General features: G+C 61.3%; 18 protein-coding genes and 1 tRNA gene. 14 read left to right on the top strand and 5 right to left on the bottom strand.

Features of this window, described 5'->3' with window-relative positions:
* Positions 1–114: 114 nt before the first annotated feature.
* Positions 115–1,182 (bottom strand): hypothetical protein, encoded by a 1,068-nt coding sequence (locus tag J1C48_RS06645; RefSeq protein WP_207257010.1) that lies wholly within the window; start codon positions 1,180–1,182, stop codon positions 115–117.
* Between the two features lie 185 nt (positions 1,183–1,367).
* Between J1C48_RS06645 and J1C48_RS06650 the strand changes: the two genes are divergently transcribed.
* From J1C48_RS06650 to J1C48_RS06665, 4 genes are all read left to right on the top strand, one after another.
* A complete protein-coding gene (locus J1C48_RS06650; RefSeq protein WP_231081635.1) occupies positions 1,368–3,236 on the top strand; it encodes a glycoside hydrolase family 15 protein in 1,869 nt (622 codons plus the stop codon).
* The gene (locus tag J1C48_RS06655; protein WP_207257011.1) at positions 3,223–4,032 is read left to right on the top strand and encodes an SDR family oxidoreductase; all 810 of its coding nucleotides are present in this window, start codon (positions 3,223–3,225) and stop codon (positions 4,030–4,032) included. The genes J1C48_RS06650 and J1C48_RS06655 overlap by 14 nt, the downstream gene beginning before the upstream one ends.
* A gap of 176 nt (positions 4,033–4,208) precedes the next feature.
* The gene (locus tag J1C48_RS06660) at positions 4,209–5,006 is read left to right on the top strand and encodes an SDR family NAD(P)-dependent oxidoreductase (RefSeq protein WP_207257012.1); all 798 of its coding nucleotides are present in this window, start codon (positions 4,209–4,211) and stop codon (positions 5,004–5,006) included.
* Between the two features lie 493 nt (positions 5,007–5,499).
* Complete coding sequence (locus J1C48_RS06665; RefSeq protein WP_207257013.1) at positions 5,500–7,011, top strand: EAL domain-containing protein; 1,512 nt, start codon at positions 5,500–5,502, stop codon at positions 7,009–7,011.
* Between the two features lie 176 nt (positions 7,012–7,187).
* Here J1C48_RS06665 and J1C48_RS06670 read toward each other — a convergent pair whose 3' ends face one another.
* Positions 7,188–8,087, bottom strand: coding sequence for a polyprenyl synthetase family protein (locus tag J1C48_RS06670; RefSeq protein ID WP_207257014.1), 900 nt, complete (start codon positions 8,085–8,087; stop codon positions 7,188–7,190).
* 168 nt (positions 8,088–8,255) lie between these two features.
* On the opposite strand from J1C48_RS06670, the gene J1C48_RS06675 reads away from it, so the two are divergent.
* Positions 8,256–8,945, top strand: a complete 690-nt coding sequence (locus J1C48_RS06675) for a biosynthetic peptidoglycan transglycosylase (RefSeq protein WP_207257015.1) — start codon at positions 8,256–8,258, stop codon at positions 8,943–8,945.
* Between the two features lie 239 nt (positions 8,946–9,184).
* The gene (gene rpmF, locus J1C48_RS06680; protein ID WP_207257016.1) at positions 9,185–9,364 is read left to right on the top strand and encodes a 50S ribosomal protein L32; all 180 of its coding nucleotides are present in this window, start codon (positions 9,185–9,187) and stop codon (positions 9,362–9,364) included.
* Between the two features lie 215 nt (positions 9,365–9,579).
* Here the strand turns inward: rpmF and J1C48_RS06685 are convergent, their stop codons facing one another.
* A complete protein-coding gene (locus tag J1C48_RS06685; protein ID WP_207257017.1) occupies positions 9,580–13,437 on the bottom strand; it encodes a CHASE domain-containing protein in 3,858 nt (1,285 codons plus the stop codon).
* Positions 13,438–13,744: 307 nt separating this feature from the next.
* Here J1C48_RS06685 and J1C48_RS06690 point away from each other — a divergent pair, with 307 nt between their 5' ends.
* Together J1C48_RS06690 and J1C48_RS06695 are read left to right on the top strand one after the other, a co-directional pair.
* The gene (locus J1C48_RS06690; protein ID WP_207257018.1) at positions 13,745–15,832 is read left to right on the top strand and encodes an ATP-binding protein; all 2,088 of its coding nucleotides are present in this window, start codon (positions 13,745–13,747) and stop codon (positions 15,830–15,832) included.
* An 862-nt stretch (positions 15,833–16,694) separates the two neighbouring features.
* A complete protein-coding gene (locus J1C48_RS06695; protein WP_343217686.1) occupies positions 16,695–17,072 on the top strand; it encodes a response regulator in 378 nt (125 codons plus the stop codon).
* Between the two features lie 91 nt (positions 17,073–17,163).
* Here the strand turns inward: J1C48_RS06695 and J1C48_RS06700 are convergent, their stop codons facing one another.
* On the bottom strand, positions 17,164–17,673 hold the full coding sequence (locus J1C48_RS06700) for a hypothetical protein (RefSeq protein WP_207257020.1): 510 nt from the start codon (positions 17,671–17,673) through the stop codon (positions 17,164–17,166).
* Positions 17,674–17,953: 280 nt separating this feature from the next.
* On the opposite strand from J1C48_RS06700, the gene J1C48_RS06705 reads away from it, so the two are divergent.
* The 3 genes from J1C48_RS06705 (at position 17,954) to J1C48_RS06715 (ending at position 21,098) form a co-directional block, all read left to right on the top strand.
* Positions 17,954–19,315, top strand: coding sequence for a GGDEF domain-containing response regulator (locus J1C48_RS06705; protein ID WP_207257021.1), 1,362 nt, complete (start codon positions 17,954–17,956; stop codon positions 19,313–19,315).
* Positions 19,290–19,661 (top strand): Hpt domain-containing protein, encoded by a 372-nt coding sequence (locus J1C48_RS06710; RefSeq protein WP_207257022.1) that lies wholly within the window; start codon positions 19,290–19,292, stop codon positions 19,659–19,661. Before J1C48_RS06705 ends, J1C48_RS06710 begins: the two co-directional genes overlap by 26 nt.
* A 270-nt stretch (positions 19,662–19,931) precedes the next feature.
* The gene (locus tag J1C48_RS06715) at positions 19,932–21,098 is read left to right on the top strand and encodes a GGDEF domain-containing response regulator (protein WP_207257023.1); all 1,167 of its coding nucleotides are present in this window, start codon (positions 19,932–19,934) and stop codon (positions 21,096–21,098) included.
* A 98-nt stretch (positions 21,099–21,196) separates the two neighbouring features.
* On the opposite strand, the gene J1C48_RS06720 is transcribed toward J1C48_RS06715, so the two are convergent.
* A tRNA-Thr gene (locus J1C48_RS06720) sits at positions 21,197–21,272 on the bottom strand.
* A gap of 194 nt (positions 21,273–21,466) precedes the next feature.
* Between J1C48_RS06720 and J1C48_RS06725 the strand changes: the two genes are divergently transcribed.
* The 3 genes from J1C48_RS06725 to J1C48_RS06735 all read left to right on the top strand — a co-directional run bounded on the left by J1C48_RS06725 (position 21,467) and on the right by J1C48_RS06735 (position 24,397).
* Positions 21,467–22,288 (top strand): exonuclease domain-containing protein, encoded by an 822-nt coding sequence (locus J1C48_RS06725; RefSeq protein WP_207257024.1) that lies wholly within the window; start codon positions 21,467–21,469, stop codon positions 22,286–22,288.
* An 80-nt stretch (positions 22,289–22,368) separates the two neighbouring features.
* Entirely contained in the window at positions 22,369–24,027 is a 1,659-nt protein-coding gene (locus tag J1C48_RS06730; RefSeq protein ID WP_207257163.1) for a cisplatin damage response ATP-dependent DNA ligase, read from the top strand.
* 100 nt (positions 24,028–24,127) lie between these two features.
* Positions 24,128–24,397 (top strand): DUF6460 domain-containing protein, encoded by a 270-nt coding sequence (locus tag J1C48_RS06735; protein ID WP_207257025.1) that lies wholly within the window; start codon positions 24,128–24,130, stop codon positions 24,395–24,397.
* The last annotated feature ends 43 nt before the right edge of the window (positions 24,398–24,440 follow it).

The raw sequence follows: 24,440 nt of genomic DNA on the forward strand, positions 1-24,440 counted from the left end.
CTGGGCTTGGTCCGAAGCGGCCCATTCAAAGATGCGTGCTACAATGCGTCCCATCCTGTTACCACTGTATTGTGAAGGTTACGATCTTGCCCCCGAGCGTTTGTTCACAAGGGTTCAGGAGGATTGGCCAAGGCGCAGCCCGTAAAACAGCAGATTGGGTTCGCCATCGCCGACCGATGGATCGACGGCGATCTGTCCGCCGGCCACCGCCTCGGGCGGAAATGCCAGACGGAACAGGAAATTCTCCTCTGGCAGCCGAGTGGTGAAGCGTTGCCGGCCGCAGACGGTATCGGCGCCGAAGAGGCAGCGCAGGGTGAAGCTGCGCGGTTTGCCGTCAGGCGAGCCGACGACGATTTCGCCCTCGACGGTTTTGCCGGCAAAGCGGCGGGCGATCTCACCCGAGATCGGCAGTTCGACTTCGCCGCCGCCGCTCGTCTCGGGCGATGTCAGCATCAGCGCGTCTTCGCCGTTGGGCGACTTGGCTGCCGCGATCGCGTCGTCGCTGGTGGCAAATTGCGCCAGCGCATCCGGTGAATAGACATTGATCCAATGCGGCTGGGAACTGGTGATGCTGGCGGTCGTGCCGGCGTTTTCCCGAATCGCCTCGGCGACCGACATTCGGCCCTCGGCATCGGACTGCTTGGCGCCCGATGCCCCATCGGCGACCGGAGAGGAGAAGAGCGGCATGACGATCCAGACCGCGGCGCCGATCAGGAATAAAAACAGCAGCAGGATGATCGCGCCGACGGCCTTGCGGCTGAGCTTCGACAGCCGCTCCGAGCGGGCGGCGTCCTGCGGCGTCGGCTCGCCCTCGGCGGTGCGGATCGCCTGCTCGTGGGCCGCCGCCTCATCGGGGTCGAGGGATGGCGACGCAGCGTTCGATGCCGGATCGGACTGATCGCTCACGATCGGCTCTGCCGCGCGGAGATGATCCTCGTCGATCGCACCGTCCGCGGCCTCCGGATCTGCCTCAGCCTTGGCGAACTCGGCTTCGATGTGCTCGATCGCAGCGATCAAGGCCCGTCGATGCTCGTCTTTGACGTCTTCGGAGGTGTCCTGGTCGGCCTCGAGACGCAACAGGGCGCGCTCGGCGGCTTCGTAGATCTGCAGGCGGAAATCCGGATCCTGCGCATTTCCCTTGGTAAAGGCGCGCCGCAGGCTCTGTTCGATCGCGCTTGGCAATAAATCGGCCTCTCACTGGCTGGCAGCGCCGTTAGCGTCGCCGCAACACGATTGATTGACATGTATCAATCCTTCGCGATGTTGCAACTCATTCGCGTTCTGTCGCCGGCGCTGTCTTAAGAACGGGCTTTACCCCTGGCCTGGGCGACCAATCTTCGGGTGAAATTCAATTCATCAGGAAACCGATGTCCGACAATCCAATGCCTGACGTTCCGAACCGTATCGCGGCTCACGGCGTGATCGGCGACATGAAAACCATCGCTCTTGTCGCCCAGGACGGCACGATCGACTTCCTGTCCCATCCGCGCATCGATTCTCCGACGCTGTTTGCCGGGCTTCTCGACCCGGAAAAAGGTGGCGTCTTCAAGCTTCACGTCGAGGATGGCACGCTCGCCTATCGGCAGATCTATCTGCCCGACACCAACATTTTGATCAGCCGATTTCTCGGGGACGAGGGCATCGGCGAGGTCTGCGACTACATGCCGATCGACGGCACCGGGCGGATCGTCCGCCGGGCCAAGGCGATCGTCGGCGCAAAGACCTTCCGCCTCACCGTCACCGCCCGTCCCGATTATGCGCGGGCCAAGGCGAAGCTGACAGCGGTCGACGGCGGCGTCGTCATTGCCTGGCGTGGCGAGGACGGCGAGGACCAGCAGGTGACGCTCTACGCCTCCTGTCCGTTAACCATCGATGGCGACGTCATCGACGCGACGATCGAACTGGAGGAGGGCGAGGACTGCTGGGTGGTGCTGTGTCCCGGCCTCGTCGATGATCGGCCGGTCTCCCATCACTATGTCAAACGGTCCTTCTCGCGGACCCGGGACTACTGGCACAAATGGGTCAATCGCGGCTCCTATCCGACCTTCTGGCGGGAACTGGTCGTGCGCTCGGCTCTGACCTTGAAACTCTTGACCTCGTCGGAATTCGGCTCGATCGCCGCGGCGGCGACCTTTGGGCTGCCGGAGGTGCTCGGCGGTGAACGCAACTGGGACTACCGCTACTGCTGGGTCCGCGATTCCGCCTTCACGCTCTATGGCCTTTCGCGGCTCGGCTATTATGATGAAGCTGAGGCCTTCATTCATTTCCTCATGGAGCGGGCCGTCGAAGTCGGCGAATCCGGCTTGCAGATCATGTACCGCATGGATGGCGGCGACGAGATGATCGAGCGCTCGCTCGATCATCTGGAAGGCTATGCCGGGTCGCAACCGATCCGGATCGGCAATGCCGCCTATCAGCAGCGGCAGATGGACATTTACGGCGAGTTTCTCGACGCGATTTACATCGCCACCAAGGCGCGGGGGAAGCCGACGACCGCCGTCTGGAATAAGATTTCACGCATCGTCGACTGGCTGTCGGACAATTGGACCTTGCCCGATCGGGGCATTTGGGAAAGCCGCGGCGAGCCGAAGGAATATCTCTCCTCGCGACTGATGTGCTGGGTGGCGCTCGACCGGGCGATGAAGATCGCCGACATCCATTCGCTTCCCGCCAATGTCGATCGCTGGCGCAGCGAGCGCGACAAGATCCAAAAGACCATCGTCGAGGAGTTCTGGAATCCCGAACTCGGCGCCTTCACGCAATTCAAGGGCTCCTCGACCCTCGACGCGGTGGTGTTGTTGATGCCGCTGGTCAAATTCATCAATCCGCGCGATCCGATGTGGACGTCGACGCTGAAGGCGGTCCGTGAACATCTGGTGCGCGACTGCCTGGTCAAGCGTTATCTCAACACCCGCGAGAACGACGACGGTCTCGGCGGCGAGGAGGGCGCCTTCACCATCTGCTCCTTCTGGTATGTCGAGGCGCTGGCGCGCACCGGCTTCGTGGCTGAAGCGCGGCTGTTGTTCGAGAAGCTCCACACCTATGCCAACCATCTCGGCCTGTTCTCCGAAGAGCTGTCGGAAACCGGCGATCATCTTGGCAACTTCCCGCAAGGCTTGACCCATTTGTCGCTGATCTCTGCAGCCATTTGGCTCGATCGAACGTTGAACGGCGACCGGGCGGATCCCGGCTATTTCGAATTCAAGATGATGGAGGATCCTGATGCCATCTACTGATCCGTCGCGCCTCGATGGACAGGTCGCACTCGTGACCGGTGCCTCGTCCGGGATCGGGCGCGCTTGCGCGACGATGCTCGCAGCCGCCGGGGCGCATGTCGTCGTCAATTATGTCGGCAGCGCCGAGGCTGCCGATGCCGTCGTTCGCGATATCGAGACGGGCGGCAGCCGCGCCATCGCCGTTCAGGCGGACGTCTCGAAGGAAGACGAGGTGGTCGCGATGTTCGACACCGCTGAGCGTGAACTCGGTCCCCTCGATATCGTCATGTCCAACGCCGGAATTCAGAAGGACGCCAAGATCGGCGACATGACTCTTGACGACTGGAATGCGGTGATCGACATCAATCTCACCGGTGGTTTCCTGGTCGGGCGTGAAGCGATCCGCCGCTTTCGTGCCAAGGGCCGGCGGCCGGATGTCAGCCGAGCCCTCGGCAAGCTGGTTTTCGACGCTTCCGTCCATCAGGTCATCCCGTGGGCGTTTCACGTCAATTACGCCGCCTCCAAGGGCGGCATCCACATGCTGATGCAGTCGCTGGCTCAGGAAGTGGCGAGGGAGGGGATTCGAGTGAACTCCGTTGCTCCCGGCGCGATCGCGACGTCGATCAACGCCAAGGAGCGCGAGAGCCATTCGGACGACATGTTGAAGCTGATCCCCTACGGCCGCATCGGCGAGCCGGAGGATATCGGCCGCGTCGTGGCCTGGCTGGTTTCCGACGCAGCCGATTACATTGTCGGCCAGACGCTCTTTACCGATGGCGGCATGACGCTGTTTCCAGGTTTTCGCGGCAATGGTTGAGATACGCCTCGCGCGGGGTTTCTCTGCCGCATCAGAGAGGGCTTTCAGTCATTGGCCGGACAAGGGGTGCGCGCGCCGCGCGAGCCTGCTACAGCCATGGCTCAACCGGCCGATACCGGCCTTGCGACCGTCGTTGGCGCAGATGGCGCGGGACGGTACGAACGAGGAGATTCGCCATGGCTCTCGACGGGCGCGTTGCCATCGTCACCGGTGGCGCCAAGGGGATCGGTTACGCTATTGCGCGACGCTTTCTGCATGACGGCGCCCGCGTCGTCATCGCCGACAGCGACGAGAAGGCCGGCAATGTCGCGGCTGAGGAACTGGCTGATCTCGGGGATGTCGTCGCCGTCAGCTGCAATGTCGCCGAACGGTTGCACGTCCACAATCTCCTGGCCGCGGCGTTTGATCGCTTCGGCGACGTCGACATTTTGGTCAACAACGCCGGCATCGTGGACAAGGCCAATTTTTTGGAGCTCGACGAGGCCGACTTTTCCAGGGTTCTCGACGTCAATCTGAAGGGTGCGTTTCTGTGCGCCCAGGCGGTCGCCCGCCATCTGGTCGAGAAGGTCAAGCAGGGCCGGCCCGCCGGCGCGGTGGTGAATGTCTCGTCGGTCAATGCGGTCTTGGCGGTTCCTGACCAGGTCGCCTATTCGATTTCGAAGGGCGGCCTCAACCAGCTGACCAAAGTCATGGCGCTGTCACTGGCGCCCTATGGCATCCGGGTGAACGGAATCGGGCCGGGGTCGATCATGACCGATCTGTTGAAAGGCGTCGTCGACGACGAAGTGGCGATGCAGCGGCTGATGTCCAGAACCCCGCTCGGTCGGATCGGTGAGCCGCGGGAGATTGCCGCGATCGCGAGTTTCCTCGCCTCCGACGAGGCGAGCTACGTGACCGGCCAGACGGTCTATGCCGACGGCGGCTGCTTGCCGCTGAATGACACGCTCGAGCCGGCGGCGGACGACGACTCGTGATTTGCGCCGCGGTCTGCGGGCGTATCGGGTCACACTTGAGGGTGCTTGCTCGACATTGATCGCGACGCGGGGAGCGACCTGTGCGTCCGACAGGGCACCCGTACAGGACGCGGCACGGAGTGAGCCGACGCATCACGCGCGGGCCGCTGCGGCGAAATTGCCGCGATCTGGTCCGGCCTGTCGCGATTGCCCGTAAGCAATGGTTAGCTTTCACGTGAGTAGGTTCGCGCTCGTCGCGTTCCCGTCATCGTCGTTTGCCATTGACTATGCGGGCTTTAAACCAAGCCGTCGCGATCAGATGAAAAACAAAAGACAATCGCTTGACTCAGTCACCGGTCGGATTTGGCCAGTAAAATGCGATAATTTGACGCAGTCCGTTAAGAGTTGTCGTATACGGGAAGGTGGAAAGTATGGCGGTTGAGTCGCGAGTCTGGGCGATTGAATGATGAGTCATGCACATTCACAGGCTCTGAAGAGAAGCTTTTGGTCGCTCGTGTCGATCATCGCCGTATTGGCGCTGATCGATGTGCTGTGCGCGTATGAAGTCTTTGATCTGCATCGCTCGATGACGTCGGTTCTGATCGTCGAAGCCGCCGGCGGATGTCTGGCAATGGTCTGCCTGTTCCGGATGCGTCATCATTTCTCGATGATTATTCGCGAGCAGGAAGCGATCTATCGCGAGCAGGCGCAAGGGTTCCGCTGTGACGAGGTCACGGGTGCGCTGGCGCGGGCCCCCTTGATCGCTGATTGCGAAGAGGCGTTGCGCGACCGCCAGACCGGCTTTGGTTACTTCCTGCATATCGATCTCGATTATCTGAAGCAGATCAACGACAGCTACGGCCATGCCAAGGGCGATGTGGCGCTTCGTCATGCCGCCAACATCGCCAAGGCGGTTGCGCCCAGCGCGATTTTCGGCCGGCTCGGCGGCGACGAGTTCGCGATGCTGGTGGCCGAGCAGCCACATTCCGAGGCGCTGAGCTTCGCCAATCGCTATCTCGCGCAGCTCTCGATGACGGTGTGGCACGAGAATCAGCCGATGAATCTGTCGGCATCGATCGGTGTGGCGCTGGTGTTGCCGGAGATCGCAAGCTTCGACGAGCTGGTCCACCGCGCCGATCTCGCGCTGTATGAAAGCAAACGCAACGGCAAGGCTCAGGCGACACTGTTCGAGGTGGAGATGATGCGCGATCATCGCCACACGCGGTTGATCGAGCGGGAGTTGCGCGCCGCAATCTTGCTGAACGAGCTGGAACTCGCCTATCAGCCGCTGTTTGACGGCAATCAAGAGATGGTCGGCTGCGAGGCGCTGGTACGCTGGCGCCATTCCCTGCGCGGCGTCATCCCGCCTTCCGATTTCATCCCGGTCGCCGAACGGTCGGTGCTGATCGATCTGCTCGGCGAGTGGGTGCTGCGTCGGGCCTGCCGCGACATGAAGGCGTTTCCGAATCTCTGCTTCAACGTGAACTTCTCGCCCAATCAGTTCAAGCGCGACAACGTGGTCGCCATGGTCGAGGCGGTGCTGGCCGAATCCGGCATTCCAGCCGAGCGACTGGTCGTCGAGATCACCGAAAGCACCGCGATGAGCGATCGGGCGGACGTCAAGGCTCGGCTCAATTCGCTGCGCGAATTGGGGGTGAAGATCGCCCTTGACGACTTCGGCGCGGGCTTCAGCGGGTTTGCCTATCTGCAGGCCTTCCCCGTCGACATCATCAAGATTGACCGGGCCTTCGTCTCCAAACTCGGCGCCACAGCCGCGTCCGATGTCATGGTGACGGCGCTGGTCAGCGTTGCCCATGCCTTCGACGTCAAGGTGGTGGCCGAAGGCATCGAGACAGAAAGCCAGCTCGAACTCGGCAAGCTCGCCGGCGCCGACGTGTTCCAAGGCTTCTTCCTGTCCCGTCCATTGTCGCTGGCGGGTATCGAAGCGCTCTATTCTGCCCGTCTGGGGTCAAACTTACTGCCGCGCTCGAAGGCCAAATGCAAAGCCCTCCAAGACGTGGTCTAGCGCGCCCTGCGTCCGACAGGACACACAAAAACGCGTACTCTGATTGTGTCGACGCATCGGGCTTTACGGAAAATCGAGTCCGATTTTCGGGCCGATGCTGTAGACGTTCGCGTTGTTGGGCCACCCCTGACCGGGATCATCTTTGAGGCGTCGGTCCAGCGTTGCTTTGGCGCGCCTTATTGCTTGCGGACCGACACGAAGCGGGCGGCCTCGGCCAGAACCTCGCCGCGTTCGCCGAAGGGCTGCAGCAGCTCTTCGGCACCTGTGATCAAAGCCGCCAGACGATCTTCCAGGGCGCGCTTGCCGTAGATCAGGGCAAGGGTCTGCTTGCCCTGACCGCGATCCTTGCGCAGGGCCTTGCCGACCACTTCGGCGTCGCCATACTCGTCGAGGATGTCGTCGGCGAGTTGGAAGGCGATCCCGACATTTTCGCCATAGCGGCGCATGCGGGTGCGGTCGTCGTCGCTGGCGCTGGCGATCAGCGCGCCGGCCTCGCAGCAGCAGGAGATCAAGGCACCGGTCTTCATCGCCTGCATGCGGGTGATCTCGATCTCGGAGCGGCGTTTTTCCTTGGCCTGCATGTCGAGCACCTGCCCGCCGACCATGCCGGGGGCACCCGCACGCTTGGACATCAAGATGACGAGCTTGACCCGGGTCTCGGCCGACAGCGCCTCGACGGCGGCGACGAGGCCGAAGGACAGGGTCAGGAGCGCGTCGCCAGCCAAGATCGCGGTGGCCTCGTCAAACGCTTTGTGCACCGTCGGCTTGCCGCGGCGCAGATCATCGTCGTCCATCGCCGGCAGATCGTCATGGACGAGGGAGTAGGAGTGAATGCACTCGATCGCCAAGGCCACCTGCATCGCCGCCTTGGGATCGCCGCCGAACAGCTTTGCGGTTTCGCAGACGAGAAAAGGCCGCAGGCGCTTGCCCCCGTTCAGCACACCGTGACGCATGGCGTTCAGCAAATGATGTGGTGTGCCTGCGACGAGTTGGTTCGACGAGAGCGTGTCATCCAGATAGTCGCCGACGGCAGCCGCGCTGGCCTTGAGAAGGACTTCGAATTCGGCGGTTTTCATCTTGCGATTCACTTTCTTTTATTCATTAAGCCCAATTTATATTCATAGAGGCGCCGGTTTCATTTCCGGCCTTCGTCCGACCATTGCGTGGGGTTTCTAGCACCGATAAGTAAAGGGAGCCCTTCTTGCGCCCCCCCTGTCGCTCTCCGCGAGGCCCACGATCACCCGATGCCCACTCCGATGAAGCGTATAGCCGGCCGGATCCTCGTTGCTGTCATGATCCTGGTGGCGGTTCCGATCGTCCTGACGCCGATTTATGCCATTCGCGCGATCCACCCGGTTTCGACCTTGATGATGTTCGATGAGGTGACCGTCCATCCGGTGTTGCGGGACTGGGTGTCGATCGACGATGTCTCGCCGGTGCTGCTCCACTCCATCGTCATGTCCGAGGACGGTCAGTTCTGCCGGCATGACGGCATTGATTGGGGCGAACTTCTGTCCGTCGTTGACCAGGCGCTCGACGGTGAGGAGACGCGCGGCGCGTCGACGATCACCATGCAGACCGTCAAGAACCTGTTTCTGTGGAACGGCCGCTCCTTCATCCGCAAGGCGCTGGAATTGCCGCTGGCGCTGTATTTCGACCTCGTCTTGAGCAAACGCCGGATCATGGAGATCTACATCAACATTGCCGAATGGGATACTGGCGTCTACGGCATCGAGGCGGCGAGCCAGCACTATTTCGGCAAGTCGGCATCGAAGCTGAGCGCCCGCGAGGCGGCGCTGATCACCGTCGCCTTGCCGGCACCCGACATGCGCAATCCGGCCAATCCGAGTCGTCTGATGCGCCGACTGGCGAGCCGGGTCGAACGGCTGGCACGCTCGTCTGGCGCCTATGTCGGCTGTCTCGATCCAAATTGAGGCGCCGCAAGCCGGGCGGAACCAAGCACGGCTCTTTTCTTTTGCCGCAGTCTTTGCTATAGGCTGCCTCGAATTCCCGTCAAACCGGCGTTCCCAGTGCAGCGATCGAGCGTTGCATGGAAAGCGTGCGACGTGAATGTCCGGCGCGGCGGATCTGCCAGAACGCCGGGACATCGACCAGACGACGAAGACGAGACCGGCGACCAGGCGAACGGCTGGAACCGGATATGGAGCAGACAATGGCCGTACCCAAACGGAAAGTGACCCCGTCCAAGCGCGGCATGCGCCGCTCGGCCGACGCCATCAAGGCGCCGACCTATATCGAGGACAAGAACTCCGGCGAACTGCGCCGTCCGCACCACATCGACCTGAAGACGGGCATGTATCGCGGCAAGCAGATCCTCACCGTCAAGGACTGAGGGTTCGGCAGGCCCCCTTCTGCCGCGCGACTGAATCAAAAAAGCCGGGCTTCAAGCCCGGCTTTTTTGTTGGTCGATTAGAGCGCCCTGCGTCCTATCGGACGCAGGGCGCTCTAACCCTTTGAATCGACGCATCGTGCTTTGCCGAAAATCGATTCCGATTGTCTCGCCGATGCTGGAGGTGTCTGCGCCGAGGGGAAGGCGGTCAGGGCGGTTTACGATGCCTCGGCCAGCTGGGCGTGTGCGGCGCCGATGATCGCGGCAACGATAGCGTTTTCTTTGGCGCGCGATTTGACGATTACCTCGGTGACGCAGCTGGCCGTGGTCTCGACCTCGCTCGAGGTCAAGACGACGACGGGCCGGATCGCTGCGCGCGCGGTGATCTCGCCGATGACCTTATCCAGAGAGCCGTCGGGCAAAATCCCATCGCTGACATAGAAGTCGTAGTCGGTCTCGGCGAGGCGCTTGCGGGCCGCCGCAATGGTCTCGGCGTGATCGAGGGTGACTTCGCCGATCAGCATTGTGCGCACGATCTCGACGAAGTCGCCATCGGCTTCGATATGCAGCCCGCGCGCAAGCCGCGGCTCCGGTTGGGTTGCCTGCGGTGCCGTTTCGGCTGTGACGGCCCGGCGGGGGGGATTCGCCAGCGGCAGCTTGACGGCAAACACCGCCCCGCCGGTTGTGGCGTTGTAGAAACTGATCTCGCCGTCCATGCGCTCGACGATCATCTTGGAGATGTGGAGACCAAGGCCGGTGCCGCCCTTTTCCCGCGTCGACGACGAATCGGCCTGGCTGAAACGGGAAAAGATTTTGGCTTTGAAGCTGTCTGGAATACCCGAGCCCTGGTCGGCGATGCTGATCGTCGCGGAGGCGGCGCTGCGGGTGATGCTGATCTTGATCTTGCCGCCGTTCGGCGAGAATTTCGATGCGTTGGACAAGAGATTCGACAGCACCTGGTGCAGCCGATCAGCGTCGACGCGAACGAGCGGAGCGGTCTCGGCCGCCTCGATGGTGACGCCAATTCCGCCCTTGTCGAAAATTGCCTGATTGGCCTCGACGGCATTCGTGACGAGCTTATGCAGATCGTGAATGTCGAAGTCGAAGGCGATGTCGGCAGAGGCGATCTTCTCCATATCGAGAATGTCATTGATGAGGACGATCAGCCGTTCGCAATTGCTGTAGGCGATGCGCAGAAGCTTGGCGGCCTTTTCCGGAAGCGAGGCAGCCTGAGCGCCGACGATGAGGCCGAGCGAGCCGCGGATCGACGTCAACGGCGTGCGCAGCTCATGGCTGACCATCGACACGAACTCGCTCTTCAGCCGTTCGACTTCCTTGCGGTCCGTGATGTCTTGAAACTGCAGGATGATGTAGCCCGGCAGCTTGGTGTCGACGCCGCCGTTGACCATCGTCGCGCCGACGAGGCACCAGACGATTCGCCCGTCGCGGTGGACCAGCCGATATTCGGCGGTCATACGCGATCCGGGACTTTCCGTGAGGCGATTGAAGAGGGTTGTGACCTCCGCCTCATCGTCGGGATGGAAGAGCTCGCGGATCGCGGTCTGCCGCAGCTCCGGCTGGCTTCTGCCGATGAGTTCGCACAGCGACCCGTTGATCTGCAGCCAGTTGCCGTTAAGGTCGAGCAACGCCATGCCGACAGGCGCGTTCTCGACGGCGGAGATGAAGCGTTGCCGGCTGGCACGCAAAGCCGCTTCCGCCGTCCGGAGCTGAGTGACGTCCATCTGCACGCCGATCAGTCGCAGCGCCTTGCCGTCGGCATCGCGCTCGATGGCCGTCGCATCGGATCGCATCCACATCCATTGATCGTCGGCGCGCCGGATCCGGTACTCGACGACGGAGCGAGCGCTGCGTCCATCGAGGCATTCGGCATCGGCCGCCTCGACCGCCGCCAAATCGTCCGGATGGATCCGCGAAAGCCGTTCGGCCTGTGGATTGATGTCGGCATCGGCCGTAAAGCCCAACATCGTTTTCCAGGTCTCGGAGACAAAGGACCGGTTGGTTGCCAGATCGAGGTCGAAGACACCGATATTGGCGCCCTGGAGGGCATGATTCCAACGCTTTTCGCTGGTTTTCAGGGCATTTGACGTCCGTCGTTCCTCGGTGACGTCGCGCAGGATCAGTGTCCAGCGCCGTTCGCCGGATTCGGCCAGCCACTGATTGCGCTGCAAGTCGAGCAAGATGGCCGAGCCGGATTTGCTTGCGGCCGTGCCGGTCGCCGAGACAAGGCGCGGTGCATCGAGGAAGGCGATCCATCGCTCGCGCACGTCGCCGTCGATCGCGAAGCCCTCGCCATCCGTCAGTTCGGCGAGGGTTTCGACCGGCCGACCGATCAATTCGCGCCGTGCGCAGCCGAGGATGGTGCAGGTTGCTTCATTGATCGACAGGATATGATAGCTGTCATCGAGCACGACGAAGCCGATCCCCGCATTGTCGATGATCGCGCGATTTTCACTGCCGCGGGCTCTCAACTCCCGCGTCTTCTTGACGACGATCTCGTGGATCGCCTCCTCACGCCGTGCGAGCGAGTACAGCAGAATGCCGAGAAGCAGCGTGCCGATGAGGCCGCCGGCAAGCACCAGTTTGGGCTCGCCGTTCGCGACCGCGGCATCAAAGGTCGGCAGACTGTCCCATTCAAGTGTCCAGTGGCGCTGCATGACGCGGGTGGTGGCGCTCATGCTGTAGGTCGCAGATGGTGAGTCGCCCACATTTGGGTTGCTGTCGAAGATTAGGGACGAGGGATGTTTCCCTTCGCCATCATAGACCCTCAGGCGCAGTTGCTGGCCCTGGGTGGCGGTCAGTCCGTCGAAGAATCGCTCATTGACGAAAGGAGCATAGATCCATCCCCTGAACGCCGCGCGGCGCTCCTGCGGCTTATCAAGCGGCATCGTGTGATTGTAAAATGGCCGCAGAAGCAGGAATCCAACATTCTTGTGATTATTAACGAAGGTGATTTTGCCGGTGATGGTCGTCTTGCCGGTGTCGCGGGCCGCGATCGCGGCCGCATAGCGATTGGCTTCGAAGGCGATGTCCAGTCCGATCACGTCGCCGTTGGACGGCATGGGTTCGATATATTCGATGACGAAGAGATCATCGTTGGACGTTTGGGGATGAATCTTGAGATTCGGAACGCCATCGGTTTTTGCATCGGCTAGGAATTGTGGAATGTCCATGCGCTTGACGTCGCGGATGACGCCGATGCCGTTGATTCCTTTGAGCGTTTTGTCGAGTTCCAGTGTGCCGATGAAACGGCGCCATTCGTCGCGGGAAACGTCGTCCAACGCGCGAAATAGCCCCGCGCCGGCGTCGAGACCTTGCTTGTATGAGGCCAGTCGATGCTGCAGGGCCTGCAGATTGTCTTCGGCCAGCGCCTGGAACGATGTCGTGTTGCGCTCGTAGGCGATTTCGCTGGTGATCTTCCACGCGCAGAAAGTCGCGGTGAGCGGCAGGGCGAGAACCAGGAGCGAGGCACTACGAAAGCGCGTGATAGGGCTCTTTTTCCAGATCGCGTCCCAAGGCCGCCAAGGACTGAGAAGAGCGACGGGAACGACGGCGAAGATGCCGACGACATCGCCGATATACCAGTTGGACCAATTGTCGAAAATCGTGCTGGGAGCGAGGATGCCGGCAACGGACAGGGTGGCAACGCTGATGGTCGCCGAGATCAGGCATGGGATGAATGCGGCGACTATGGCCAGTCCGACGATATCTGATGCCCGCGAGATGCGGATCGGGATTCCGTAGAAGCCACGCACCAAGACGAAGGCGGCATCGGCCTGAAGTGCCGAACCGAGAGCGATCGAGGCGGCAATGGCGATCCCACTGAAGTTGATGTCGCTTGCCGTCGTAGCGCCGGTGGCGATGAGGTTGACGATGAACGAGCCCAAGAACACGCCGGGCCACAAGCCGCGCCCGCTATAAAGCAAGGCCGCGATGGCGATACCCGAGGCGGGCCAGACCACGACCGCAAAATCTGGTGGGACGGCAAGCAGCAGCCCCAAATAACCAAAGACGATATAAAGCCCCGCGAGGATCACGACGGCTTTGATTGAGGGCAATTGCGAGCGCATAGACAGGTCAAATGTCCACGAAAGGTGCCAGGATGCCGGATCTTAGTCGCGGACACGATCGTATTAGGCGCATAAACATTACTTTATTATGTATTTTTCAATTCACTCTCAATCATGTCGCGAGCCTTGTTTGAAAAATTCGACCTAACGTTTATTGAAATTGCTGGAGAAGGATTTCGGTGGCGGTCGTCCATAGAAAAATTAAGGACGATTTTTTTTCAGATTGCTCCATTAGTATAGCTTGTATTAACACGTGAGATCTATTCAGGCCGAAAGGGTGATTAAGAGGTTGGTTATGCTCGCGGTCTTGCAGCCGTTGATTGCAAATCTTGCGTTGGTGTCGGTCGCCATCGTCGTTTGGGATTTGCTCGAAGACTACATTGACCGACACACCGAACTGTCGCGATCGATTGTCTTTGGTCTGATGATGGGGGCTGCGGCCCTCATCTCTATGGGAATGATGCCGTCGTTTCAGACTGGCATCAAAGCCGACCTCAGGACGCCTTTGGTTGCAATCAGTGCTCTGTTCGGCGGTGTGCCGACAGCGCTCATCAGCAGCCTGATGAGCGGTGGTTATCGAATTTATCTCGGCGGTGTAGGCGTCGTTGGTGGCTTAACGGGGATTGTCTCCGCCGCGGCGGCCGGTCTCGTGATGCGCTGGTGGTGCGCCAACCGGGATCTGAACTTTCGTGAACTCGTCTTTTTTGCGATTTTTGCGACGGCGGCGTCGAATCTCAGTTTTCTGGTGCTGCCATCCGATTTGGCGATGCACCTCATGCGCGAATTGGGGCCGCCACTCGCATTGACCAAGTTCATCGCCACGCTGTTAATGGGCTTATTGCTCAAGCGCTCGGAAAGGCGGCGGAAGGTGATGCATGAGAATGTGATCTTCCGATCGATGGTCAAGCATCTCCCGGACTGCCTCAACTTCAAGGATGCTGAAGGCCGCTTCGTTGCGGCCAATCCTGCAACGGCACAGCTGATGGGCGCGAGTTCCGAGCACGACCTCATCACCCGATCCGACACCGACTTTTATCCGCTTGCCGCGGCGATGCGCTATCGCGAGGAAGAACTCGCGGTGATCCGCGACCAGAAGCCAGCGCGGTTTTTGCAGGAATTCATCAATCCGGACGGCGGCCAGCGCTGGCTGTCGACGCTAAAGGCTCCGGTCTATGGGCGTTGGGGCGAACTTTTAGGCATCATCACCCACAATCGCGACGTCACCGACGAAATTCGCATGGCGAAGTCGAAGAGCGAGTTCATCTCGCTGGTGAGCCATGAACTGCGCACGCCCTTGACCTCGATCCGCGGTGCGCTCGGACTGCTGGTCGGCGGCATGGTCCATGATCTGCCGGAAAAGACCCAGAGCTTGATCAAAATCGCCCACAACAACAGCGAGCGTTTGATCTTCCTCGTCAATGACATCCTTGACATGGAGAAAGTCGAATCGGGCAAGATGGAGTTCACCATCGCGCCCACCGAACTTCGGCCGCTGATCGAACAGGTTGTCGAGGGCAACGCCTCCTATATGCACGAAAAGGCTATCCAGACGATCATCGAGGACGAAGTTCCGGGGGCGAACGCGATGGTCGACGCCCAGCGTCTGCAGCAGGTCTGTTTGAACCTTTTGTCGAACGCGATGAAGTTTTCGCCGGAGAATTCGACGATTACCATCCGCATTACCGCGCAGCGCCGGTTTCTGCGCATCGCGGTCAGCGACGAGGGGCCCGGCATTTCCGAGGAGTTCCGCAAACGGATCTTCCAGAAGTTCGAACGCTCCAACATGGCCGATAACCGGTCAATCGGCGGAACGGGCCTCGGCCTCAACATCGCCAAGTCGATCACCGAGAACATGGGTGGTCAGATCGGGTTTGAGTGCCACGACGACCGTCCGGGGACGACCTTCTTCGTTGACCTGGTCCCAGCGTCGGGGTTGGGTGGAGCGGCGATCACTGTCGGAGACGAGGCCAAGGCGACCCCGCGCTTGCGGCTGCTGCATATCGAAGATGACGAGAACGCCCGAGACGGCGTCGCGGAAGTGTTGTCAGCCAATTACGATCTGACCTCTGTCGGGGCACTCGACGAGGCCCGTAGTGTTCTGTCCAAATCGGTGTTCGACCTCGTGATCCTCGATGTCTGGCTCCCCGATGGATCGGGACTCGAAATCATCGAGCATGTTCCGGTTCGCACGCCGCTCCTGATCCTGTCTGACTGCCCGCTCGACCCGGCAAACTTCAAACGGCCGATCACGATCGGGCGGAAGTCGCAGATCCCGCTGTCGGACATTCCTGCGCTGGTGGAAAAAGCGTTGGACGTCCAGGGGCCGCAAAGCACCATCTTGAAGCCGCCGAGCTGGCGAAGCAGAATGCTGTCGCGGCGATGACATCAGACGGGTTTTTCTGCCGCGGTCCCGCTGTGCGATGGTCTGGCTAAACGCTAGCGCTCCGATCCCGACAATTGGTCCCGTGTTGTGGAGACCGTTCAGCAAATGTCGGAATCGAAAAGACCACTAGTCAAATCTATGATCCTATTGGATTTTCGAATTTGACATTGGATTTGTCGGACGGCCTTAGCTGGGTTCAAACGGCCAATTCGATCCCCTCCAGCATCGGCGAGACAATCGGAATCGATTTTCGGCAAAGCGCGATGCGTCGATTCAAAAGGTGAGAGCGACCTTTCTGCGTCCGATAGGACGCAGGGCGCTAAAGGCAGCTCGATGTGAATAAGGACAGTCCGGCGCCGAGGGATTGCTCGACGAGGTGATCTTGCGCAAGAAGACGGGGTGAGGCGACGGTTGCACGCGTGTTTTTGCTGAAACGAAAGGCATGCCCGCTTCCGGCACCTCGTTCATGTCTGCACTGATGCAATGATCCTTGTTGCGGCCGATCGCTGGTGCTACCACCACGGGATCCTGGCGGGATGACCTGTTTGGATCGCTGCGCGCTGTGATGGTCAGCTTCAGACGGCCCAAGCATAGGTGACGGTCGCGTGTATCGCGAGACGACGAGGGCCGGTTGTTTCGTTCGCCACCGCCTTCCAAATCGGCTGGCTGGTCCGACTTAGACTCGTTTTGGTTTGATAAAATTCTTTTCCGAAATATCTTCGGTAAATCAAGTCGAATGTGACTGAATATCAATATCTTTAGTCTTAATTGGCGAAAAATCGCCTCTATATTTCTATATCTTCTCATTTCAATAATATCAGCCGGGAGAGCCGGCATAGGCAATGTGGATCAGGGATGCATGATGACAAAAGTTCTTTATGTCGATGATGAGGCGGACATTCGTGAGATCGCGAAGTTGGCGCTGGAACTAAGCGCTGAGTTTACAGTCGAGATCTGCTCGTCCGGTGTGGACGCTTTGGCCTTCGCTCCCCAATGGCGCCCCGATGTGATTTTGCTCGATGTGATGATGCCGGGCATGGACGGGCCGGAAACCTTGGTGCGGTTGCGCGAGCAGGCGGAGACGGCGAAGACGCCGGTCATCTTCATCACCGCCCGCACACAGCGCCAGGAAATCGAATATTTCACGTCGATCGGCGCGATCGGGGTGATCGGCAAGCCGTTCGAGCCGCTGTCGCTTTCCGATCAGGTGATCGATCTGATGAAGACAATTCCGTCGTGATCTGACCACAAGCCGCTCCGATCGGTCAGGATGCCGACGGGGCGGGTGGCAGACGGCGCCACGCCTTCGCTCCCGCCGCATCGGCTTCTCGTCAGCCGATCGTGCGGCCTTTGCTCTTCAAACCGGCGGGATCTTCGCTATAGGCGGCGCCGACATAGTTGACGCCGATTTCGGCCCGCCCTGTCCAGACGACTTCGGCGCGCCGGGCGACCTGTTCGGCGATGTCGAACAGGATGATCGTCTTCGGGATGCGCTCTGGGTTGATGCAGCGCAGCCGCGCTCCACCGTCCGAGGCGTCGATCATCTGACCGTCTGTCAGGAAGCGCCGATCGATCGTGGCGAGCACCACGGGGCGCAGGCGCACGCGTTTGCGTGCCCAGCGGCGGCGTTCGGCCGGACTTTTTGGCGCGGCCTTGCCCGTCTTCGGGCGCCGGTCGGCGGCAAGCAAGGCGCTCATCTCGGCCGGTGAAATCTCGAAATCCGTGCTGCTGAAATTGACCCCGACCTCGCCACCGGCTTGCCAGACGATCTTGGCCAGTCGGTAGCACTGCGCCGAGACGTCGACGATGGCGACGATGCGTGGTAGCTCGCCCGCTGACATCCGGCGAATCCGGGCACCCGACGTCGACATGTCGACGAAGGCGCCACCGTCAATGTATTCTCGCGACGACGTTGCCAAGATCGCTTGGCGAAAGCGAACCCGCCGTCGAGGCGATCGCCGTTTCTCCCGCATCCGCGTGCCTGCAAAGCCCCTCATCAAGGGGTTTATTCATGCTAATACGTAAAAATCATCCTAATTGACAAGATGATTTGGAATATATAACTCCGCAATATCATCGAAATTTCCGTCGGTTACGATGACTTAACGGTTTCAATGTCATATGAAACCGTTGAATCTCAAGGGGGTCTTGGTGGCAGATCGGCCGGTTTGCAAAGTCGCGGTGTTGGACGATGATGCGCTTTTCCTGAAATTTCTGGCGGCGCGTCTTTGGCAGGTGGCTCAGTTCGACGTCGTCGAATGCTCGACGGATACTGAGTTGACCGATGCGGTGGCGAATGGAGACGTGGACTGCGTTCTGCTCGACTATGATCTCGGTTTGAACAACGGCATTGCGGTCTCGGAGCGGCTGCGATCGTTCCATGCCAATCCCCCACCCATTATTCTGATCACCGGCGGGGGCAGCGAGCGGACCGCCGTAAAAGCCTTTCGCAGCGGCTTTGCCGACTACTGCTCCAAGCGCAATCTCAACATCCAGGAATTGGTCACTTCGATTCGCGAGGCAATCGCCCGCCGCCGGGAGGAACGGGCTCAGAGCGAGCAGGTCCTGGAGCTGAAGCGGATGCTGGAGATCGATGAAGAAACCGGTCTGCACAGCACCCGGTATATTTCCCGCAGCCTCGACGAGTTGACGTCGGCGCGGGGGGGCGCCGAGTTCGCGGTGGCGCTGGTCGAATTGTCCAATCTGCCTGAGATCGTCCGGCTGGTCGGCCACGCGATGGCCAACACCGTCATGCATACGCTGGCGGGTCGGATCAAACAGTCGCTGCGCGGCACCGATGTCGCTGGACGTTACGACACCAATACGATGATCCTGCTTCTAAAGGACGCGCGCAGCCAGAGCGAGGTCGAGGCCGATGGTCGGCAGCTCGCCGAAATTCTCGCAAGCCCGGTCAAGATCGGGCGCAGCACCATTCATCCGCGCACGATCGTTGGCGCGGCGCTTTATCCGCAAGTTGCCGAAACGCCGGACGAAATCGTCTTTGCCTGTCGCGAGGCGATCGAGGAGGCTCAGCGCGAGGGGGCGGTTTGCGCATTGGCGCGAAAGAGCGAGCGTCCGGTCGAAGCCGCCGCGGATTCGATCAAACCGGTCAGTGTTGCGCCGCCGGCCGCGTCGGAAGATGGGGTTCAGCTGAACGTATCGGTTGCACCGCCCGCCGCGCCGGCTATGGCCGCGGGAGCGGCGGCGAGCGAACCGCAGGCAGCCGATGCCGATCTGGCCGCCGAGCGCCGGGGCGAGCGTCGCCAACGGGTTCTCAAGCGCGCCAAGGTGATGGTGCCGGAGCGCGGTTATCTCGTCGATTGCGTGGTGCGCAACCTGTCCCCCAACGGTGCGCGCCTGCGTTTCGACGCCTATTTCGCGCCGCCGGAAAAATTCGTTCTCGAGATTATTGGAACGGGAGAACGACGAAATGCCGAACTGCGGTGGCAGATCGGCAATGAAATCGGTGTGGAGCTTGTTTGAAGTAATGACGACGAATCAGTCGAAGGCGGATCTGATGACAGCGCGGTTGTTGGTTCTGACTGACAAATTCCGCGCCAGTGCCGTGAGTGACATGGAGCGGATCCGGCAGGTGTTTGATGCTAGCGTCAGCGGTGAGGCATCAGCCGCTGATCGAGATGAGATCTGCCGCATCGGCCATTCACTGGCTGGGCGAGCTGGGACCTTCGGTTTTCCGAAGATCAGCAGCGCGGCGGCGGCGCTCGAAGATCTGATCCGCGCCGGCGGCCGCGATCTTGCTCCGACGATTGGCCGGCTTGCCGACGCCATCGGCGGGGAACTAGCGGGGGAACACTCCACCACAAACTGACGAAAGCGTTATTGGGGGGAATGGATGCACCCCCGAACGCTCTGACCTCACGAACCAACACCTGCCTGGTCTCCAAGACTCAATTTCGGTGATCAGGCTCACGCGGTCGTCGTTGGTTCGATCGGACTGGGAATGCATGCGATGATCTATCCTTCAGCCGCCGAAAGACTTTCGGCCCCGACGTCTTCGAGTGAGATGCATGCTCTTGATGCAGCTGGGGCCGAGAAGACCGATGGCAAGCGTGTCGCGGTCGTGGCCGGAGACGAAGACATGGCACGCTTGATGCGCAGCGTGCGTGATCTCGGTCTGCAACCGTTCGATGGCCGCGAGAAATTCGAGGCCGATGCCGCCTTAGCCGTGATCGTCTCGCAGCGGATCGACCCGGAGTTTCTGCGCTGTAGCGTGCTCTCCGCGAGCTGTCCGGTGGTCTGCGTCAGCGAAGACGACCGGTTTCGAAACCGCCTGAATGCAACCCGCGCCGGCGTCACCGCACTGATCCCCGATCCACTCGACATCACCGAACTCGGATCGTGGCTGAACAGTTTTGACGAAACCCGCAAGCCGATTCCCTCGATCGTCATCATCGACGACGACGTCGTCTTGTCGGAACTTTATGCCGCGGTTCTCGAAGCCTCGGGGATGTCCGTCACCATCATCAACGATCCGATGGAAGCGTTCGATTCGATCGCGATGATCCGGCCAGACCTCATCCTGCTCGACATCGAGATGCCGAACGTCAACGGGCTGGAGCTGGCCCGCGTCCTGCGCCAATCGCGGTCCAATCTCTCGACGCCCATCCTGTTTTTATCGGCTGAGCGCAATGAAAGCCGCCAGCAATTGGCGCGCAATATCGGCGGCGACGACTTCATCAGCAAGCCGATCAATCTCGATCGGCTGACGACCATCGTCCAGATGCGGGCAGAGCGCGCCATCGCGCTGAAGCAGATCATGGAGTCTGACAGCCTGACCGGGCTGTTGAACCACGCCCGCTTCAAGGAGCGCCTGGCGCTCGAGATCGAGCGGTCCAGCCGTACCGGTTCGCCCTTGAGCGTCTGCATCCTCGATATCGACAAGTTCAAGGGGATCAACGATCGCCATGGTCACCAGGTCGGCGACAAGGTGATCCAGACGCTCTCCCAGACCTTGACCGGCGGTCTGCGCCGCACCGATGTGGTCTCGCGTTACGGCGGCGAGGAATTCGGGATCATCCTGCTCGATACCGACTCGACCGGCGCGGCGGTGGTGATGAACCGCGTCCGTGAGCGATTTAGCGGGATCGCACTGATGGGGAACGAGGAAGAATTCTGCGTGACCTTCAGCGCCGGCATAGCGCAAAACGGCCTCGGCAGCACTGCCAACAGCACGCTCGCTCTCGCCGATCTGGCCCTTTACGAAGCCAAGCACCTCGGCCGCAACCGCGTCTGCATCAAGGGCTGACGGTACGGCCTGCCGCAGTGACGCGCGACGCATTCAAGCGAACGTTCAGCCATTCAGCGGGCTGACCGTTGATCGGGCGGTCGAAAACGTTGGAAAAATGGTGCCCCAAGCCGGACTCGAACCAGCGACCTACGCATTACGAATGCGTTGCTCTACCAACTGAGCTATTGGGGCATGCCACGACCCCGGCGCAAATTTGGCCAAGACCGCGGCCCTGATACCGGCAAACGGCCGCGTGTTCAAGGGTAAATCCGCCGCGCCTGCCGCGCCCGTCGTGGGAGGCCAGCCCCGCGACAGATCCGCAATGGCGTGGCATCGGTTGCCGGGTCCTCTTGTTTTGGCCGTGGCAGGTGCGATCTTTCAGGGTGATGATCGACCTTTTTGCCCCAAGCGACTCGACGCCCTCGCTGTTTCCCGAGCAAACGCCCCCTATCGTCCGGGTGATCGACACCGAAACCGCCGGCCAGCGGCTTGAAGAGGACGCGGTGATCGAGATCGGTTCGGTCGATCTCGACCTGCTGACCGGTGCGATCGGCAATCCGATGCAGAGCTTTTGCGATCCGGCCGGTGTCGCGATCACCGCGGGGGCGCGCGGCGTGCATCACATCACCGACGCGATGCTTGAGGGGGCGCCGTCCTTGACCGACGCCGCCAAGCCGTTCCGCACCGCGTCGACCTACGCCGCCCAGCGCGCCGCGTTCGACCGCTCGCGCCTGTGCTTTGCCGGTCGCTGGCTCTGCACCCACAAGCTTGCGCTCCGGGCTTTTCCGAATGTCAGAGCGCATGGGCTGCAGAGCCTCGTCAAATACGTGCCGCTCGACCTTTCGCCCGTCGAGCCGATGCTGGCGGGGCTCAATCCGCATCGCGCGCTCTACGACGCCGTCTGCACCGCCGTGCTGCTGCGTCAGATCGCGGCGGTGCTGATGCCGCGCTGTCACGACCTCGCTGACTTTTTGGCGCGCGCCGAGCGGGTCTCGAACGAGCCGGCGCTGCTCGCCAAGCTGCGTTTCGGCCGCCACAAGGGGCGGCCGATCGCCGACGTGCCGGACGACTATCTCGACTGGTTGATCCGCGAGCCCGGCATGCATCCCGATGCGGCTTTTACCGCCAAGCATCAATTGCAGCTGCGGGGCGTTCGCGGCGCTCGGCCGCTGGCGGAGGTTGACGGACCGGCCTCGGTCTTGCGCTGAGACGACGTTTGCCGATCGGTCTGGGGCACATCGGCGCGCCGGCTTGAAGGCTTGGCCGCGCGATGCATGTGTCCCAGGCGATGAAAGCCTTTGCCGATCTCCTCGACGCCCTCGTGCTGCAGCCCTCGCGCAATGGCAAGCTGCGCCTGCTCGTCGATCACTTTGCCGCCGTGCCCGATCCCGAGCGCGGCCTGGCGCTGGCGGCGATCACCGGCGATCTCGACATCCAAAGCGTCAAGCCGGCGATGCTGCGCGAGCTCGTCACGACGCGCATGGATCCGGTGCTGTTTGGCTATTCCTACGATTATGTGGGTGATCTCGCCGAGACGATCGCGCTGGTCTGGCCGTCGGCGGAAACTGGTGAGAGCGGCGCGGCCGACGCCCCCAGCCTGGAGGATATCGTCGCCAAGCTGAACGCGGCGTCGCGGCAGGACGGTGTCGCCCTGATCGAGACCTGGCTCGATCGGCTGGATTCGTCGGGTCGCTTCGCGCTGTTGAAGCTCGTCACCGGCGGCTTGCGCATGGGCGTGTCGTCGCGCCTTGCCAAGCAGGCCCTGGCCGATTTCGGCGGTCACGACGTCGCCGAGATCGAAGAGCTGTGGCACGGTCTTCAGCCCCCCTATGAGAGCCTGTTCTGTTGGTTGGAGGGCCGAGGCGACAAGCCGGTCTCAGCCGCCCGTGCGCCGTTTCGCCCGGTGATGCTGTCGCAGCCGTTGGAAGCGCCGGATTACGGCCTGATCGTCCCCGACGCCTATGCCGCCGAGTGGAAATGGGACGGCATCCGGGTGCAGGCGAGCGCCGAGAGCGGCACGCGCCGGCTCTATTCGCGCACCGGCGACGACATTTCGCGGGCCTTCCCGGATCTTGTCGATTTCATGCAGTTCGACGGCACCCTCGACGGCGAACTGCTCGTCGCCGTCAGTGACGACAAGGGCGGTGCGCCGAAAATTGTCGGCCGCAACGAGCGGCCGGACGATATCGTTGCGGGCAGCTTTTCCGATCTGCAGCAGCGGCTGAACCGCAAGACCGTCTCAGCGGCAATGCTGAAACGCTACCCGGTCTTTCTGCGCTGCTACGACCTCTTGATCGACGCTGGAGACGATATTCGGGCGCTGCCCTTCGGCGAGCGTCGCAAGCGGCTTGCGGCCTTCGTCGCGAAGCTCGAGCCGACGCGCTTCGATCTCTCCCCGCTGGTCGACTTTGCCAATTTCGATGCGCTGGCTGCGCGGCGCGGCGCGCCTCCGCATCCGGTGATCGAGGGGGTGATGCTGAAGCGGTGGGACTCCGCTTACGTCCCCGGCCGGCCAAAGGGCCCGTGGTTCAAGTGGAAGAAGGACCCGCATCTGATCGATGCGGTGCTGATGTATGCCCAGCGCGGCCATGGCAAACGGTCGAGCTACTATTCGGACTACACCTTCGGCGTTTGGGCGGGCGCGTTCGACGATCTCGAACTCGTCCCGGTCGGCAAGGCCTATTTCGGCTTCACCGACGAGGAGCTGAAGACGCTCGACAAATATGTCCGCGACAACACCATCGAACGCTTCGGCCCCGTGCGCTCGGTGCGGGCCGAGCCGGACCATGGCCTGGTGATCGAGGTGGCGTTCGAGGGGCTCGCCCGGTCCAATCGCCACAAATCGGGCGTCGCCATGCGCTTTCCCCGCGTCTCGCGGCTGCGCTGGGACAAACCGGCGTCCGAGGCCGATCGGATCGAGACCCTGCAGGCCATGCTCGACGATTGAGGCGGGGAGGGGCGTTCCGACCTTCGAACTTGCACGGCTCGCTTCGACCGCCTAACTGCGATGCGAAACGGGACGTCAATCGGAGAGGATCGAACCCTTCATGTCCGACAGTATTCATCGCTTTTTGGGAGGCTCGCCGATCGGCGTCGCCGTCCGGCTGATCCTGATCTCGATCCTTGTCGGCTTCATCCTGTCCTGGTTGCACTGGAACCCGCACGACATCATCCAATGGGTGGTGCGCACCATCCAGTGGGCGTGGCACTCGCTGTTCGGCTCGGTCGAAAAGGCGGTGTATTATTTCCTGCTGGGCGCGGCGATCGTCGTGCCGGTGTTCATCATCTCGCGGGTGTTGAAAATGGGCCGGCGCTGAGACGCGGTCCGCCGAGCGCTTTTTACGGCGCACGTCTTGGCGC

The sequence above is a fragment of the Jiella flava genome (assembly GCF_017349315.1).
GTDB classification, from domain to species: Bacteria; Pseudomonadota; Alphaproteobacteria; order Rhizobiales; family Rhizobiaceae; genus Jiella; species Jiella flava.

Coding starts and splice junctions, on each gene's coding strand:
- J1C48_RS06715 (WP_207257023.1), top strand. CDS start 19,932: ATGGCACGCTTGATGCGCAGCGTGCGTGATCTCGGTCTGCAACCGTTC.
- J1C48_RS06725 (WP_207257024.1), top strand. CDS start 21,467: ATGATCGACCTTTTTGCCCCAAGCGACTCGACGCCCTCGCTGTTTCCC.
- J1C48_RS06700 (WP_207257020.1), bottom strand. CDS start 17,673: ATGTCAGCGGGCGAGCTACCACGCATCGTCGCCATCGTCGACGTCTCG.
- J1C48_RS06730 (WP_207257163.1), top strand. CDS start 22,369: ATGAAAGCCTTTGCCGATCTCCTCGACGCCCTCGTGCTGCAGCCCTCG.
- J1C48_RS06735 (WP_207257025.1), top strand. CDS start 24,128: ATGTCCGACAGTATTCATCGCTTTTTGGGAGGCTCGCCGATCGGCGTC.
- J1C48_RS06660 (WP_207257012.1), top strand. CDS start 4,209: ATGGCTCTCGACGGGCGCGTTGCCATCGTCACCGGTGGCGCCAAGGGG.
- rpmF (WP_207257016.1), top strand. CDS start 9,185: ATGGCCGTACCCAAACGGAAAGTGACCCCGTCCAAGCGCGGCATGCGC.
- J1C48_RS06650 (WP_231081635.1), top strand. CDS start 1,368: ATGTCCGACAATCCAATGCCTGACGTTCCGAACCGTATCGCGGCTCAC.
- J1C48_RS06690 (WP_207257018.1), top strand. CDS start 13,745: ATGCTCGCGGTCTTGCAGCCGTTGATTGCAAATCTTGCGTTGGTGTCG.
- J1C48_RS06655 (WP_207257011.1), top strand. CDS start 3,223: ATGCCATCTACTGATCCGTCGCGCCTCGATGGACAGGTCGCACTCGTG.
- J1C48_RS06695 (WP_343217686.1), top strand. CDS start 16,695: ATGACAAAAGTTCTTTATGTCGATGATGAGGCGGACATTCGTGAGATC.
- J1C48_RS06705 (WP_207257021.1), top strand. CDS start 17,954: ATGAAACCGTTGAATCTCAAGGGGGTCTTGGTGGCAGATCGGCCGGTT.
- J1C48_RS06670 (WP_207257014.1), bottom strand. CDS start 8,087: ATGAAAACCGCCGAATTCGAAGTCCTTCTCAAGGCCAGCGCGGCTGCC.
- J1C48_RS06675 (WP_207257015.1), top strand. CDS start 8,256: ATGCCCACTCCGATGAAGCGTATAGCCGGCCGGATCCTCGTTGCTGTC.
- J1C48_RS06710 (WP_207257022.1), top strand. CDS start 19,290: ATGAAATCGGTGTGGAGCTTGTTTGAAGTAATGACGACGAATCAGTCG.